The sequence below is a fragment of the Streptomyces sp. NBC_00158 genome (assembly GCF_045160885.1).
GTDB lineage: Bacteria > Actinomycetota > Actinomycetes > Streptomycetales > Streptomycetaceae > Streptomyces.
The window spans coordinates 105,371-120,435 of record NZ_CP108163.1 but is presented as its reverse complement, the minus strand read 5'-3'; the positions used below and the strand labels follow the sequence as shown (position 1 = coordinate 120,435).

Sequence of the window (15,065 nt, the reverse complement as noted above, 5' to 3'; positions counted from 1 at the left end):
GGGCGCAGTGCCCGGGGATGGGCGAGAATCCGGCCATCGCGGTGCGGCAGCACGTGCCGCGCCCACACAGGCGGGGGGACCACGTGGAAACGGCACGGTTGGCGTCACTGATCGCTGCGACCATCACCATGGGCCTGGTCAGCGGCCTCTTCTACGGGTTCTCGGTGGCGGTGATGCCAGGGCTGCGCGCCTCGTCCGACCGGACGGTGATCGAGACGATGCAGCGGATCAACGTGGCCATCCTCAACGGATGGTTCCTGCTCGGCTACATGGGCTCGCTGGTGTTCACCGCCCTGGCGCTGGGCCTGCACCTGCCGGGCGACGGGCGCCACGCGCTGGTGCCGCTGGCCGGCGCGCTCGTCGCGTACGTCCTGGCGATGATCGTCACCGCCCGGGTGAACATCCCGCTCAACAACGCCCTGGAGAAGGCGGGGCCGGTGGAGCGGATCGCCGATCCGGCCGCCGTGCGCCGTGCGTTCGAGGGGACGTGGGTGCGCGCGAACGTGTGGCGCACGCTGCTGTGCACGGTGGCCTTCGGGCTGCTGGCCTGGGCGCTGGTCCTGCACGGACAGCACGCCGCCTAGGCCGGCAGCCCCGAACGGCTCAGCGGACGGCTCAGCGGACGGTGCCGCGGCCGTGGAGCAGGAGGGCGCGGACGAGGGCGGTGAGTGCGGCGGTGCAGAGCAGGGTGCGCAGGACGTTCGTGGTGACCCAGGTGCCCTTGAACTTGTCCACCACCGCGAAGTCGGTCAGCTTCGCCGCGTCGCCCACGGCCGCGAGCTCGTTGTTCAGCGGGATGTTCACCGCGAAGGTGATCACCAGCACGACGAGGTAGGCGACGGCCGCCGCGGCCGCCCAGACGGCGGTCCCGCGCCGGCCCTTGCGGTACTCGACGACGGCCGCGGCTGCCGTGGTGAGCAGGGCGAGGACGAAGACGCTGCCGAAGAGGCCGTTGCCGTCGATGGCGGCGTTGAAGCTCTGCATGGCGGTGACGTAGGTGCGTTCGTCGCCCGTGGCCAGGCCCGGCATCACCGAGACGTCGAACGCGAAGAACAGACCCGCCATCAGGCCGATGAGGACGGTGGAGACGCCGAGGAGGAGGGTGGCCACCTTGCCGCCGCCGCCCGTACGTGCCGTGCTGCTCGTGCCGTGTGCGCCATGCGTGCCGTGCGTGCCGTGTGCCAGGTTGGTGCCGTGTTCCCGGTTCATGGATACGTCCTCGCCTGATGGCCGGATACCGGCGGGCCCCACGCCCGCGGCGCAGTGATCGTGGCATTCGGGCTGACGCCGTACCAGCTGTTCTGCCGAAAAAGCGGGAAGGGCCGGGGAGTTGCCCCGGCCCTTCCGAATGGCGGAATACCGACCGCGAGGTCAGCCGTGGACGTGCAGCGGCTTCCCGGCGAGGGCGAGGTGGGCTTCGCCCAGGGCCTCGGTCTGGGTCGGGTGGGCGTGGATGAGGCTCGCCACCTCCGTCGGGAGGGCCTGCCAGTTGAAGATGAGCTGGGCCTCGCCGATCTGCTCGCTGACGCGCGAGCCGATCATGTGGATGCCGATGACGGGGCCGTCGACGACCTGGACGAGCTTCACGTCGCCCGCCGACTTCAGGATCTTGCTCTTGCCGGTGCTGCCGGCGTTGAACTTGCTGACGACGACCTTGTCCTCGCCGTAGACCTCCTTGGCCTTCGCCTCGCTGAGGCCGACGGAGGCGATCTCGGGCTCGCAGTAGGTGACCCGCGCGACGCCGTCGTAGTCGATCGGGCTCACGGGCAGGCCCGCGAGGCGCTCGGCGACGAGGATGCCCTCGGCGAAGCCGACGTGGGCCAGCTGGAGGGTCGGGATCAGGTCGCCGACGGCCGAGACGGTCGGCAGGCCGGTGCGCAGCAGCTCGTCGACGACGACGTGGCCGCGGTCTACGACGACGCCCGCCTCCTCGTAGCCGAGCCCCGCGGAGACCGGGCCGCGGCCGACGGCGACGAGCAGCAGCTCCGCCTCGATCTGCTTGCCGTTCTCCAGGGAGACCCGTACGCCGCTCTCGGTGTACTCGACTCCGGAGAAGCGGGAACCCAGCTCGAACTTGATCTTCCGCTTGCGGAAGGCGCGCTCCAGGGACTTGGAGATGTCGACGTCCTCGGCGGGCACGAGGTGCGGCAGGCCCTCGACGACGGTGACGTCCACGCCGAATGACTTCCAGGCCGAGGCGAACTCGACGCCGATGACGCCGCCGCCGAGGACGACCGCCGACTCGGGGATCCGGTCGAGGAACAGCGCGTGGTCGGACGAGACGACCCGGTCGCCGTCGATGGCCAGGCCGGGCAGCGAGCGCGGCTGGGAGCCGGTGGCGAGGACGACGTGGCGGCCCTGGTAGACGACGCCCCCGGCCTCGACCTCGGTCGGGGAGAGGAGACGGCCCTCGCCCTCCACCAGGGTGAGGTTCCTGCGCGCCTTCAGCATGCCCTGGAGGCCCTTGTACAGGCCGGCGATCACGCCGTCCTTGTACTCGTGCACCCCGGCTATGTCCACTCCCTCGAAGGTGGACTTCACCCCGTACGACTCGCTGCGGCGCAGTTCGTCGGCGACCTCGCCGGCGTGCAGCAGCGCCTTGGTCGGGATGCAGCCGTTGTGCAGGCAGGTGCCGCCGAGCTTGCCCTTCTCGATGAGGACGACGCTCAGGCCGAGCTGGGTCGCGCGCAGGGCGCAGGAGTAGCCCCCGCTGCCGCCACCGAGGATGACCACGTCGTACACACCGTCGGCGGAATTCTCCATTGCAGATGACCTTTCGTCTTCCATGGCTGTACGGGCCCTCCCGGCATGCTCTCATCTCCCTTTCGGGTGAACGTTTTTGGGGCCGACGAAGATCCGTCCCACCTGCTGGACGGCTGGATTCAGCCGTTCTTGAGTCCGGCTCCAGCCACTGTGCGCACCATCTCCCCCGCACCACCTCGCGTCAGGACGGATGGGTGAGAAGAAATGCCTGAAGACGCTCGCGGTCCGCTCCCGGACGCCACCGTGCCCCCCGACCACCGCATCGCGGTCGTCGGCCTGTCCTGCCGCCTGCCGAAGGCCCCGGCCCCGGACGCCCCGTGGCGGCTGCCGGACGACGCCGCCGACGCCTTCGACCCGGCCTTCTTCGGGATCTCCCCGCGCGAGGCCGCGTCGATGGGCCCGCGCCGGCGGCTGGTGCTGGAACTGTGCTGGGAGGCCCTCGAACACGCGGGGATCGTGCCGGGGTCGCTGCGCGGCGGGCGCGTCGGCGTGTTCGTGGGCGCCGTGCGGGACGGGCACCCGGCGCCGTCGTACCAGTACGGCCCGGGGACCATCGGCCACCGCACCGGCGGTCTGCTGGGCCTGCGCGGCCCGAGCACGACCGTGTACACCGGCCGTTCCTCCTCGCTCGTGGCCGTTCACCTGGCCTGCGAGAGCCTGCGCGGCGGCGAGTGCGACATCGCCCTGGTCGGCGGGCTCGGTCCCGAACCGGTCCCCGGCGCGGCCGTCGCCGCCGCCGGGCCGGGCGGGCCGTCCGCCGGGGGCCGCTCGCGCGGCGCCGGGCGCTGCGAGGGCGGCGGCGTCGTCGTCCTCAAGCCCCTCGCCCGGGCCCTGGCCGACGGCGACCGGGTGCTCGGCGTCATCGCGGGCACCGGCGTCGACGGGGGCGACGGCACGGGCCCGGCCGCGCCCGTGCCCGCGGGCGAGGGCGAGGGCGAGGGCCGGGAGGGACGGGAGGCGGCGCTGCGCCGGGTCCGCGAGCGGGCCGGCGTCGATCCGCGCGGGGTCCGCTACGCCGGAGCGCACGGCGCGGTCGGCATCACGGACCTTATCGGGGCGCTGCCCGGCCTGGGCCCGGACCGCCGCGAGCCGGCAGGGGCACCGCGCGCCGGGGCGTCCGGGCGGCGGCTCGTCGTGGGCCTCGGCTCCGGGGGCACGGGCGGCCCGGACTGCCACGTCGTCTTGGAGGAGGCACCGCGTACGGCCCCGCCCGCCGATGCCGACGCCAGGGCCGAGGGGGCCGAAGGGGCCGGGCGTCCGCTGCCGTACGCCGTCTCCGGCACCACCCCGGAGGCCCTGCGGGCCCAGGCCCGGCGGCTGCTGGCCTGGGTGGGCGAGCACTCCGGCGCCCGGCCGGGGGCCCTGAGCCGGGCGCTCGCCACCACCCGTACGGCCTTCGAGCACCGGGCGGTGGTCGTCGCCGCCGACCGGGAGGAGCTGGCGCGGGGGCTGGAGGCCCTCGCCCGGGACCGGCGGGACGCCGGCCTGGTCCGCGGGACCGCGGCGCGGCGGCGGGACCTGGCCGTCCTGTTCACCGGCGAGGGCGGCCGGCGGCCGGGGACGGGCCGCGGGCTGTACACCGCCTTCCCGGTGTTCGCCGCCGCCTTCGACGAGGTGTGCGCCGAACTCGGCGACGGGGTCCGGGAGGCCGTCTTCGGCGAGGACACCGCCGCCGGCACCGAGCCCGGCACCGACGCCGCCGCCAGGACCGGCACCGACGCCGCCGACGCCCTGCGCCGCACCGGGACCGCGCAGGCGGCCCTGTTCGCCGTCGAGGTCGCGCTCTACCGGCTCGTGGAGTCGTGGGGGGTCGTGCCGAAGTTCGTCGGCGGGCACTCCGCCGGCGAGATCGCCGCCGCGCACGTGTCCGGCGTGCTCTCCCTCAAGGACGCGGCCGTGCTCGTCACCGCGCGCGGACGGCTGGTGGAGGCCCTGCCCGAGGCCGGGCTCGTGGTCGCCGTCCGGACGGGCGCGGAGGAGGTCGCCCCGCTGCTGGTGCCGGGCACGGCGCTCGCCGCCGTCAACGGGCCCCGGGACGTCGTCGTCTCCGGCGCCCGCGAGGCCGTCCGGGCCGTCGTGGGACGGCTGGCCGAGCAGGACGTCAAGTCGAAGACCCTGCGCGCTGGCCACGCCTTCCACTCGCCGCTGGTGGACCCGGTGCTGGAGGAGTTCCGGCGGGCCATCGAGGGCCTGGACTTCCGGCGGCCCCGGATCTCCTTCGTGTCCGCGCTCACCGGCGGCATCGTCACCGACGAGGTGGCGAACCCGGACTACTGGGTGGGCCAGGTACGCGGGACCGTCCGCTTCCAGGACGCCGTCCGCACCCTGGAGTCCGAGGGCGCCACCGCCGTACTGGAGCTGGGGGTTGGCGGCGCCCTCGCCGCGATGGCCCGGCCCTGCCTCACCGACGAGGGCGCGGCCGTGGTCGTGCCCGCCCTGTGCCGCCGGGGCGACGAGGTCCGGGCGCTGCTCACGGCGACCGCGACCCTGTACGCCCACGGCGTCCTCGGCAGGCTGCCGCTCGGGGTCCCCGCCGCCGGGGCGCCGTTGTACGGCCTGCCCACGTACCCCTTCCGGCGCGAGGACCGCCGCCCGGGCGGCCGGGGCCCCGCCGTCCGGGCACCGCGGTACCCCGTGGGCGGTTCCCCGCGGGGCACGGCCGCCCGGGCCGACACCCCGGGCACCCCCGGCACCCCCGGCACCCCCGGCACCCCCGGCACGGCGGACGCCGCGGCCGCCGCGGCCGGGATGTCCGCGACGGGGCACCCGCTGGCCGCGTGGCGGCTGGACCTCCCGGAGGCCGGGGCCGTCCTGTTCACCGGCACCGTCTCGGCGCGCAGCCACCCGGAGTTCGCCGCGTCCGGCTGCGTGCCGGCCCAGGCGCTGGTGGAGGCGGCGCTCGCGGTGGGCGGCGCGGTCGGCGCGCCGGAGGTCGAGGAGGCCGCCGCGGAGGCGGCGCTGACGCTGCCCGCACGGGGCGGCGTACTGCTCCAGCTGCTGGCACAGGCCCCCGACGAGGCCGGACGGCGGCGGCTGACGATCGTCTCACGGGCCGAGGGCGCCGAACCGGAGGAGCCGTGGCTGCGGCACCTGACGGCCGTTCTGGTGCCGGGCGGGGCGCCGTCCTTCGGCCTGGCGCAGTGGCCGCCGCCGGACGCGGAGCCCCTGGAGGGGGCCGAGGAGCACCCGGCGGTGGTGCGGGCCTGGCGGCGGGGCGAGGAGTTCCTCGCGGAGGTCCTGCTGCCCGCCGGGCTGCACGGGCAGCCGTACGCCCTGCACCCCGCGCTGCTGGAGGCGGCGCTGCACCCGGTGCTGGCGGCGGCGCCCGGGCCGCTGTCGGCCGGGGCCTGGCGGGGCGCGGCCCTGTACGCGACGGGGGCGACCTCCCTGCGGGTGCGTGCGGTGCGCGGCCCGTTCGGGGTGGTGGCGCTGGAGCTGGCCGACGCGGAGGGCGGTCCGGTGGCCGAGGCGACCGTGACCCTGTCCGAGCCGCCGGGCGGGCCGGGCGGACCGCCCGTCACCCCGCTGGCGCTGGTGTGGGAGCGGGTGGCGGAGGCCGCCGAGCCCGTCCGGGGGCCGCGCCGGGCGCTGCTCCGGGTGGCGGGCGGTGGTCCGGGCGGCGGGGCCGGTCCGTCGCCGCTGCCGGAGTGCGACGGGGCGCCCGCGTACTCCGGGCTGCCGGAGCTGCTGGCGGTCGCGGCGGACGGGGGCCCGGTGCCGGAGCTGGTCCTGGCCCGTCTCCCGGAGCCCGCCGCCGACGCCGAGTTGTACGGGCGGGGCGTGGCGGCGGCCGTGGACGGGGTGCGGGAGCTGGTGGGTGCCTGGCTCGCCGAGGAGCGGCTGGCGGGTTCGGTGCTGGCCGTGGTCACGGGCGGCGCCGAGGAGGTGCTGCCCGGTGAGGGCGTCGCCGATCTCGTCGGGGCTGCCGTACGCGGCTTCGTGCGCTCGGTGCAGGCGTGGCTCGCCGGTGCGGGCGCGGGCCGCATCATGCTGGTGGACGTGGACGACAGCGACGCGAGCCGCAAGGCCCTGGTGCGGGCGCTGGGCGGCGGGGAGCCTGACCTGGCCCTGCGCGACGGGGTCGCGTACGCGCGGCGGCTGGTGCGGGCGGAGGCCGTGGCGCCCGGGGCGGGCACGGGCGGGCCGGGCACGGTCCGGCTCAGCGGCGCCGTGGAGGGGCCGCGTGCCGAGGAGAGCGCCCGGCACCTGGTGGAGGCGTACGGGGTACGGCTGGTCGGGCCCGGCGAGGAGGCGGCCGCGGTCGTGCACCTGAGCGGTCCGGACGGGCCCTCGCTGGAGGCCTCGGTCGACGCCGCGCTCGCCCTGGACGGGTACCCGACGCCGCTGGCGTTCGTCACCACCGTCGGGGCTGCGGTCGGCACCGGCGGCCCGGAGTGCGGCGCGGTCGTGGGCGCCTTCCTCACCGCCCTGGCCGCCCGCCGCCGCGCGGCCGGACTGCCCGCGGCGGTACTGGGCTGGGGCGCCGACGCCGACGGCCTCCCGGCGGGGCTGGCGGCCCCGGCGGGCGGGGACGGGGCGGGCCTGCTGGGGCACGCCCTGTCGCGGAACCTGACGCTGGTGGCCGCCCGGGCCGACGCGGACGGGCTGCGCGCCGACGGGGCCCGCGTACCGGCGCTGCTGCGGAGCCTGGTGGTCCGGCGCCCGCGCCGGGCCGCCAACGGGCCTGCGGATGAAGGGACTTCACCGGGAACACCGGGTTCACCGGGTTCACCGGGTGCTGGACCCGCAGGGCCGTCCGCGGCCGGGGGCACCTTCGCGGGGCTGCTGCGCGGGGCGCACGCGCAGGGCCGTACGGCCGAGGGCGCGGCGCTGCTGATGGCGGCGGCCGAGCTGCTGCCCGGCTACGACTCCCGGTCGGGGGTGGCGCGCTGGCCGGCGCCCGTGCGGCTGGCGGCCGGGCCGGAGGGGGCGGCGGGACTGTTCGCGTTCCCCTCGCTGGGCGCGGGGTCCGGCCCGGACGAGCTCCTCGCGCTGGCGGCGGCCTTGGAGGGACGGCGGGGTCTGACGGTGCTGCGGCACCCCGGGTTCGCCGGTGACGCGGTGCTGCCGCGCAGCCGGCAGGCGCTGGTGCGGGCCCAGGCGGAGGCGGTGGCCGAGGCGGCGGGCGCGGAGCGGCCCGTGCTGCTGGGGCACTCGTCCGGCGGGTGGATCGCGCACGCCGTGGCCCGGGAGCTGCTGGAGATCGGCCGGGAGGCGGCTGCGGTGGTGCTGCTCGACACGTACGCGCGGGGCGGGAACCGGCGTGGGCCCGCGGCGCTGACGGAGCGCCTGTTCGACCCGGCGGGGCCGCCGGGGATGACCGACGACCTGCGGCTGCTGGCCATGGGCGGGCACCTGAGGGTGTTCACCGACTGGACTCCGGAGCCGGCGTCGGCGCCGACGCTGCTGGTGCGCGCCTCGGCGTCCGCGGTCTCGGGGGCGGGCGGGTGGGAGTACGCGGACCACTTGGCGGAGGTGGCGGGCGACCACTTCTCGCTGCTGGGCGCGGACGCGGGCGCCGTCGCGGACACCGTGGACGGCTGGCTGCGGAAGGTGGCGGGCTGATGGCGGCGGCACCGGCCGGGCGGCTGATGGCCGTCTCCGACCTGCACGTGGTGCACGCGGAGAACCGCCGGCTGCTGGAGGAGCAGATCGTGCCCGGGTCCCCCGGGGACTGGCTGCTGGTGGCGGGGGACGTCAGCGAGACCGCGTCCGAGGTCGAGTGGGCGCTCGGGCTGCTGCGCGACCGCTTCGAGCGGGTGGTGTGGACGCCCGGCAACCACGACCTGTGGACGCCGCCCGACGACCCGGTGCAGCTGCGCGGGGAGCCGCGCTACCGGTACCTGGTGGAGATGTGCCGGAGGCTGGGGGTGATCACGCCGGAGGACCCGTACCCGGTGTGGGAGGGCCCCGGCGGGCCGGTGGTGGTGGCTCCGCTGTTCACGCACTACGACTACTCGTTCCGGGATCCGGCGCTGACGAAGGAGCAGTCCCTCGCCGCCGCCCACGCGTCGGGGGTGGTGTGCACGGACGAGTTCATGCTGCACCCGGATCCGTACCCGGACATGGACGGCTGGTGCCGGGCCAGGGTGGCGGCAACGGCTGCCCGCCTGGACGAGGTGGACCCGGCGCTGGGGACGGTACTGGTGAACCACTACCCGCTGGTGCGGGAGCCGACCGACATCCTGCGGTACCCGCAGTTCGCGCAGTGGTGCGGGACGACGCTGACGGCGGACTGGCACCTGCGCTACCGGGCGGCGGCGGTGGTGTACGGACACCTGCACATCCCCCGCACGACGCACCACGACGGGGTGCGCTTCGACGAGGTGTCCATCGGCTACCCGCGCGAGCGCAGGCGGCGGGGCCTGCCGCGCGGGGTGCTCCGGGACGTCCTGCGGCCCCGCGAGGACGGGGCCGCCTGAGGAGCGGGTCCGCCTTCAGGCGCTGAGGGCGGTGATGTTGCCGTAGGAGGTGGTGGCCGTGATGTTCAGGACCTCGCCCTCGCCGGTGTTGCGCAGGGCGTTGCTGATCCGCCCGTAGGAGGTCCCGGCGTCCAGCGAAGCGGACACCCCGCGGGCGGCGCCGACGCTGATGTCACCGTGCTCGGTCCGCAGCGTCACCGTGCCGCCCGCCGCCTCCGCGATCGTCAGATCACCCTTCTGCGTACGGATGTCCGCCGAACCCCCCAGCCGGCCCACCGCGACATCACCCGCCGCAAGCACCAGCCGCACCCCCGCCGCCTCGTCGAGCTTGACCGTGCCGTGCGCGCTCTCCAGCGACACCACACCCAGCCGCCCCACACCCCGGAACTCGGCCGACGCCGTCTTCGCCTCGACACTCGACCCCGCCGGCAGCTGCACCGTCACCTCCACCGAACCCGAAGCCCCGAACACCTGGCTCTTCTTCGGCGCGCTGATCCGCAGCACACCGTCCCCGAACTCGACGCTGGTCTCCTCCGCGGCCTTCACGTCACGGCTCTTCGACGCGTTCGCGGGCAGCACCTCCACCGTCGTGTCGGCACGGTCGGCGGCGATGAAACGGATGTTCCCGGCCGGGACGTCCAGGACGGCGGTGATGGCGGCGGCGGTGGCGAACTTCTGCATGATGTCTCTTCCTTCGGACTGATGTCACTCGGCGTTTCCAACGACCTGAACGCTACGTCGCGTTCACAACCCGAGCAACACACCCATTACGAAGAACCACCATCACCGCAGGTCACAGCCTCACAATCGTTGCACCAAAGCTAAATTCAACGCAACGAACACCACACCACCGTTGCAACAGGCGACGACTGAACGCTACGAGGTGCTGCCCCGCCGCCATTCCTCCGCCGCCCGGACCATGGCCCGGCCGACGTGCTCGAAGAAGTCGCCGATGTCCTGCATGCGCGCACCGGCGGGGGTGGACGCCCCGAGGGTCCGGGCGCTGCGGCGGGCGAAGTCGGCCAGCGTGGTGTTCTGCCGGGCGCTGGCCATCCAGCCCCGGAACCAGGCGTCGGCGTCGATGACGTAGCGGTCGCGCCGTCGGCCCGGGTCGCGTTCGCGCCTGATGAGCTCCTGCTGTTCGAGCTCGCCGACGGCCTTGGAGACGGACGCCGGGCTGACCTGGAGGTGCCGGGCGAGCTCGGTGGCGGTCAGGCTCCCGCCGTCGGTGACGTACAGGCAGGTGAGCACCCGGGCCGTCATCCGCGGCAGGCCGCTGCCGACCATCATCTCGGTGAACTGCTCCTCCAGTTCGCGTACGGCCTCGGGGTCGCGCCCGTGCGCGTCCTCCCCCCGCACGACGGACGCCCGGGCGGCCGGAGACTGCGCGCGCCGCCTGGCACGCCCTTCGGTCGCCCGGTGTGCCGCGTCGGCCCGGTAGGCGGCCGCACCGCCGTTGCGGGCCACCTCCCGGGTGACGGTGGATACGGGCCGGTCCAGCCGGGCGGCGATCTCGGAGTAGGTGCGGCCCCCCGCCAACCCGTGCGCGATCTCGCGCCGTTCCTCGTGCGTCAGCCGGCCTCCGGGCACGGGCCACCTCCGTCGTCATCTCACGTCGCTTCGGCTCCCAGTATTGCTTTCGAAGGCAGCTCATTGCAAACACCCGACCCCGCGTTTGCATTAGCCTTCATCCTCATTGCAAAACTACAGCCATCTGACCTGCTAGTTTGCAGATCGCTTCGGCTCGTTCATTGACGAATGACTGAAAGCTAATTAGCTTTCAGTCATCTGCGAAGACAAGGAGCCCGTGATGACGTCCTTCCTCAGCCCGCTGCGCACCTGGCACCGCTCGCTGGTGGTCTGCGCCGCGCTCATGCTCGGCTTGGTCCTCGTCTCCGGCGCGGGGCTCGCGGCCGACGGCCGGACGCTGCTGGACGAGCCGGTGTGGGTCAAGCCGCTCAAGTTCGGGTTCGCCTTCGCCCTCTACGCCGGCACGCTGGCCTGGCTGCTGACGAAGCTCCGGAGGGGCAGACGGGTCGGGCAGTGGTTCGGCACCGTCTTCGCGGTGGCCGCGACGGCGGAGGTCGCCGCCATCACCGTCCAGGCGGCGCGCGGCACCTTCAGCCACTTCAACGCCGACCAGGACGACCCCGTCACCCGCGCCCTGGTCCCCGTACTCACCTTCGGCGTGATGGTGATCGTCATCGCGCAACTGGTGCTGGCGGTCGTCGTACTCCTCCAGCGCGGCGGCGGTGCCGCGCTGAACCGGGCCGTCCGCGCCGGGCTGGCGCTGGCCACCTTCGGGATGCTCGTGCCGGTCTTCTGGATGACCACCGAGATCCACGCCCGTACGGTGACCGACGCCAACGGCCGCTCCGTACCGATGTACCAGGGCCACGGCATCGGCGACCCCGACGGCCACGGCATGCCGCTGACCGGCTGGAGCACGACCGGCGGGGACTTCCGCGTCCCGCACTTCTTCGCCCTGCACGGCATCCAGGTGCTCCTGCTGGTCGCCGCCGTACTGGCCGCCCTGGCCGCGAAGCACGTCTGGCTGCGCGAGGAGAAGGTGCGCGCCCGCCTGGTCGGCAGCGCCGCCCTCGGCTACGGCGGGCTGGTCGCGGTGGTGACCTGGCAGGCCTGGCGCGGCCAGTCCCCGGCGCACCCGGACGGGGCCACCCTCCTCGCCCTCGCCGCGGTGCTGCTGCTCGCCGGGGCGGCCGGCGCGGCGGTGGCCGTCACCGCCCGGCGGGAACGCGAAAGGCTGTCGTGATCCGATGGGGGATTCGGATCACGACAGCCCGGTCGGGGTGCGGGGGCGGTTCAGCCGGCCTTGCGGCGGAAGGTGCGGCCCTGGCCGCTGGGGCCGCTGCCGCCCTTGAGCTTCAGGCCGCCCGCGTTGTGCGCCTGCTGGGAGCGGGTGGCGCTGGCCTTGCGCTCCAGAGCCTCGCGGAACCTGGCCTTGTCGTCGGGCTCGACGGCCTCGGCGGGCTCGGCGGGCTCGGCGGCTTCGTTCTGCGGCGTATCGGACATGGGATACCTCCTGTTTGTTCCGGAGCGGGTTCATTGTGTCAGCCGGCCGGCACCCCGGCGACGCTGTTTTCGATCACCGGTGGAACGCCTGGCGGGGAATTGACGAATGGTCACGGACCGGTGTCAGGACCGGTCCTCCGGACCGCCGACGTCGTGCACGTAGAGCGCCACCTGGACCCGGTTGTCGAGGCCGAGTTTCGCCAGGATCCCGGAGACGTGGGTCTTGACCGTGGAGACGCCGAGATGGAGCGCCGCGCCGATCTCCGCGTTCGACTTGCCCTGGCCGATGCCGAGCGCCACCGCCCGCTCGCGCTCGTTGAGGACCGCCAGCCGCTCCCCGGCGTCCGGCGCGCCCCTTTCCCCGGGCAGTGCCACGACCTTGTCGATGAGCCGCCGCATGACGGCCGGCGACACCACCGGCCCGCCCCGGGCCGCCCGGCGGACGGCCTCGACGAGCTCCGCCGGAGGGGTGTCCTTCAACGCGAAGCCGGCGGCGCCCGCGCGCAGGGCGCGCAGCACGTACGCGTCGGCGTCGAAGGTGGTCAGGACCAGGACCTCGGGGGCGTCGCTCATCGCGCGCAGCGCCTCGGTGGCCGCCAGGCCGTCCATGACCGGCATGCGGATGTCCATCAGCACCACGTCGGGACGGTACCTGCGCACCAGCTCGACGGCCTCGGCCCCGTCCCCGGCCTCGGCCACGATCCGCAGGTCCGGGGCTCCGCCGAGCATCATCGACAGCCCCATGCGTACGAGCGGGTCGTCATCCACGACCAGCACGTCGACCGTGGACCGCTCGGCTGTGATCATGGCGCGAGCATATCCGCAGCCGGGCCGCCGGTCAGCGGTGCAGCCGGCGCCAGTACTGGGACCCGTTCCGGTCGCGCACGACGAGGTCGAGGCGCTGGAGTTCGCTGCGCAGTTCGCCGAGTTCGGCGGCCGCGCCCGGCTGCTTCAGGAGCAGCCGACGGGCCTTCAACAGCGCGTGGGCCTGGGCGGGCAGTTGGGGGCTCTCCGGCACCCAGATGCGGAACTCCGCCCCGTGGGGGTCCTCGTCCGCCCAGGCGTAGCCGTGTGCGGTGAAGGCGTCGGCGAGCCTGCGCCGGTCCTGGTCGCAGTCCTCGCGGGCGAGTTCCTCGGTGCCGTGGCCGAGCAGGACGAGCTGCTTGCCGTCGCGGAAGGCCATGGCCGTGTCGGCGCGCGCGAACTCCCTCGGCTCTCCGCCTCGGATGAGCAGCACCCGGCTGTCGGACACGGTGACGGACAGTTCGCCGAACTTGACGACGAGCCCCCCGATCAGGCCGGCCAGGCCGCCCGAGGCGACCGCCCCGATGGTGAGGCCGGGCTCGGGGATCGAGGAGACGAGTTCCGCCGGGCCCTGCATGGGTGCCCAGGGCAGGGTCACCAGCCACTTCGCGAGCACCTTGGCCAGCCAGCAGGCCCCGGCTCCGACCAGCCCGAAGACGGCGCAGACGAGCAGCTGGGCCCAGAGGGGTTCGCGGACCTCGGTGGACCCGCCCGCGTCGGTCGTGGACTCGTTCGGCACTGCTTGACTCTCCTGTCGTGGAGTGGAGCGGGGTGGGGTGAGTAGGTGGGTGGGGGCCCGCCCGGGTGCTACGGCCAGGGCAGCCGGGCGGTGATGCCCCAGCCGCCGCCCCCGGTGGGGCCGTACTCCAGGTGTCCGCCGGCGAGCGCGACCCGCTCGGCGAGTCCCGCCAGCCCCTGCCCGGCGGGGCCGTGGGCGGTGGCGGCGGGGCGGGTGCCGGGTGCCGGGTTGGTCACCTCGACGGTGAGTCCCTCTCCCCCGGCCCCGGTCAGGCGGACGTCCGCGGGGGCTCCGGGCGCGTGCTTGCGTACGTTCGTGAGGGCTTCCTGCACGACCCGGTAGGCGGTACGGCCCACGAGTTCGGGGACGGCCGGCGGGGTCTGCCCGTACAGCCGTACCCGCATACCGGCAGTGCAGGACTCGGAGACCAGCCGGTGCACGTCCGACAGGGTGGGCTGGGGCCGTTCGCCGGTCTCCGGCGCGCGCAGCACCGTCAGGACCTCGCGCAGTTCCTGCAGGGCCTGGTGGGCGCTCTCCCGGATCACCCCGGCGGCGCGGGCGACGTCCGCGGCGGGGGCGTCGGGCCGGAACTCCAGCGCCCCGGCGTGCAGGGCCAGCAGGGACAGCCGGTGCCCGAGTACGTCGTGCATCTCCCGGGCGACCTCCTCCCGCGCCCTCAGCTGCGCCCGTTCCGCCCGCAGCCGTGCCTCGGAGGCCACCCGGAGGAGGAGTTGCCGCCGGTGGTGGACGAAGAGCCCCCACCCGACGGCGCACCCCTGGACGACGGTGCCGAAGACGAAGTACTGCAGCCCCGGCATGGTCGGGTCCGGGCGCAGCAGCGGGTCGGCGGCCGCCGTCAGCAGGCTGGCCGCGTAGACGGTCAGGGTGGTCCGGGGAGCGCGGTGCACCGCCACGGAGAACAGCGCGGCGAGCATGGCGCCCGCGGCCGCCGCGAACGGCACCGAGAGGGCGATCAGCACGCAGGCGGTCGTGACCGGCCTGCTGCGGCGCAGCCACAGCAGGCCGCAGGCGAGCGCGCCGGCGACCGGCTCCAGCCGCGTCCAGTCGAGGGCCGGTTCCGGGGCCGCCCGGGCGCCGCTCCGCGCGGTCGCGACGGCGTAGGCCACCGCGAGCAGGAACAGGAGGGTGTCCACGGTCCGGTCCCGTGGGCTCCTGCGGACGGGACCGGACCGGGGAGCGGTGTCGAAGTGGGGCACGTTCCGGACGCTACCTTCGTGATCGCTTCCCGGGGCGGGTCCGGACGGCGGCCGGTACTTTGGTCGGGACACCGGGTACTTCGGTCC

The 15,065-nt window shown here is 74.9% G+C and carries 12 protein-coding genes; 4 read left to right on the top strand and 8 right to left on the bottom strand.

Annotated features, from left to right (window positions below; genetic code table 11):
- The first annotated feature begins 17 nt into the window (after positions 1-17).
- Positions 18-584: an anthrone oxygenase family protein gene (locus OG553_RS38015; RefSeq protein WP_331719244.1), complete on the top strand. Its 567-nt coding sequence runs from the start codon at positions 18-20 to the stop codon at positions 582-584.
- Positions 585-615: 31 nt separating this feature from the next.
- On the opposite strand, the gene OG553_RS38010 is transcribed toward OG553_RS38015, so the two are convergent.
- The gene (locus OG553_RS38010) at positions 616-1,209 is read right to left on the bottom strand and encodes a DUF1772 domain-containing protein (protein ID WP_331719243.1); all 594 of its coding nucleotides are present in this window, start codon (positions 1,207-1,209) and stop codon (positions 616-618) included.
- Positions 1,210-1,371: 162 nt separating this feature from the next.
- Positions 1,372-2,763, bottom strand: coding sequence for a dihydrolipoyl dehydrogenase (lpdA, locus tag OG553_RS38005; protein WP_331719242.1), 1,392 nt, complete (start codon positions 2,761-2,763; stop codon positions 1,372-1,374).
- A gap of 204 nt (positions 2,764-2,967) precedes the next feature.
- Here lpdA and OG553_RS38000 point away from each other — a divergent pair, with 204 nt between their 5' ends.
- Both OG553_RS38000 and OG553_RS37995 read left to right on the top strand, forming a co-directional pair.
- Positions 2,968-8,328 carry an acyltransferase domain-containing protein gene (locus OG553_RS38000; protein WP_331719241.1) on the top strand — a complete coding sequence of 1,787 codons (5,361 nt, stop codon included), beginning with the start codon at positions 2,968-2,970 and terminating at the stop codon, positions 8,326-8,328.
- Positions 8,328-9,185 carry a metallophosphoesterase gene (locus tag OG553_RS37995; protein WP_331719240.1) on the top strand — a complete coding sequence of 286 codons (858 nt, stop codon included), beginning with the start codon at positions 8,328-8,330 and terminating at the stop codon, positions 9,183-9,185. The genes OG553_RS38000 and OG553_RS37995 overlap by 1 nt, the downstream gene beginning before the upstream one ends.
- 15 nt (positions 9,186-9,200) lie before the next feature.
- Here the strand turns inward: OG553_RS37995 and OG553_RS37990 are convergent, their stop codons facing one another.
- Complete coding sequence (locus OG553_RS37990; RefSeq protein WP_331719239.1) at positions 9,201-9,866, bottom strand: DUF4097 family beta strand repeat-containing protein; 666 nt, start codon at positions 9,864-9,866, stop codon at positions 9,201-9,203.
- 195 nt (positions 9,867-10,061) lie between these two features.
- Entirely contained in the window at positions 10,062-10,775 is a 714-nt protein-coding gene (locus OG553_RS37985; RefSeq protein ID WP_331719238.1) for a MarR family transcriptional regulator, read from the bottom strand.
- 220 nt (positions 10,776-10,995) lie between these two features.
- Here OG553_RS37985 and OG553_RS37980 point away from each other — a divergent pair, with 220 nt between their 5' ends.
- The gene (locus OG553_RS37980) at positions 10,996-11,958 is read left to right on the top strand and encodes a hypothetical protein (RefSeq protein ID WP_331719237.1); all 963 of its coding nucleotides are present in this window, start codon (positions 10,996-10,998) and stop codon (positions 11,956-11,958) included.
- Positions 11,959-12,008: 50 nt separating this feature from the next.
- Here the strand turns inward: OG553_RS37980 and OG553_RS37975 are convergent, their stop codons facing one another.
- The 4 genes from OG553_RS37975 to OG553_RS37960 form a co-directional block, all read right to left on the bottom strand.
- The gene (locus OG553_RS37975; RefSeq protein ID WP_331719236.1) at positions 12,009-12,218 is read right to left on the bottom strand and encodes a DUF5302 domain-containing protein; all 210 of its coding nucleotides are present in this window, start codon (positions 12,216-12,218) and stop codon (positions 12,009-12,011) included.
- Positions 12,219-12,341: 123 nt separating this feature from the next.
- The gene (locus OG553_RS37970) at positions 12,342-13,025 is read right to left on the bottom strand and encodes a response regulator transcription factor (protein WP_331719235.1); all 684 of its coding nucleotides are present in this window, start codon (positions 13,023-13,025) and stop codon (positions 12,342-12,344) included.
- Between the two features lie 31 nt (positions 13,026-13,056).
- Positions 13,057-13,761: a hypothetical protein gene (locus OG553_RS37965; RefSeq protein ID WP_331719234.1), complete on the bottom strand. Its 705-nt coding sequence runs from the start codon at positions 13,759-13,761 to the stop codon at positions 13,057-13,059.
- 68 nt (positions 13,762-13,829) lie between these two features.
- Positions 13,830-14,978, bottom strand: a complete 1,149-nt coding sequence (locus OG553_RS37960) for a histidine kinase (protein WP_331719233.1) — start codon at positions 14,976-14,978, stop codon at positions 13,830-13,832.
- Positions 14,979-15,065 lie beyond the last annotated feature (87 nt).

What these genes read in the sequence shown, in the direction of transcription:
- OG553_RS37990 (WP_331719239.1), bottom strand. Translation starts at nt 9,866, where the DNA reads ATGCAGAAGTTCGCCACCGCCGCCGCCATCACCGCCGTCCTGGACGTC.
- OG553_RS38010 (WP_331719243.1), bottom strand. Translation starts at nt 1,209, where the DNA reads ATGAACCGGGAACACGGCACCAACCTGGCACACGGCACGCACGGCACG.
- OG553_RS37975 (WP_331719236.1), bottom strand. Translation starts at nt 12,218, where the DNA reads ATGTCCGATACGCCGCAGAACGAAGCCGCCGAGCCCGCCGAGCCCGCC.
- OG553_RS37995 (WP_331719240.1), top strand. Translation starts at nt 8,328, where the DNA reads ATGGCGGCGGCACCGGCCGGGCGGCTGATGGCCGTCTCCGACCTGCAC.
- OG553_RS37980 (WP_331719237.1), top strand. Translation starts at nt 10,996, where the DNA reads ATGACGTCCTTCCTCAGCCCGCTGCGCACCTGGCACCGCTCGCTGGTG.
- OG553_RS38000 (WP_331719241.1), top strand. Translation starts at nt 2,968, where the DNA reads ATGCCTGAAGACGCTCGCGGTCCGCTCCCGGACGCCACCGTGCCCCCC.
- OG553_RS38015 (WP_331719244.1), top strand. Translation starts at nt 18, where the DNA reads ATGGGCGAGAATCCGGCCATCGCGGTGCGGCAGCACGTGCCGCGCCCA.
- lpdA (WP_331719242.1), bottom strand. Translation starts at nt 2,763, where the DNA reads ATGGAGAATTCCGCCGACGGTGTGTACGACGTGGTCATCCTCGGTGGC.
- OG553_RS37970 (WP_331719235.1), bottom strand. Translation starts at nt 13,025, where the DNA reads ATGATCACAGCCGAGCGGTCCACGGTCGACGTGCTGGTCGTGGATGAC.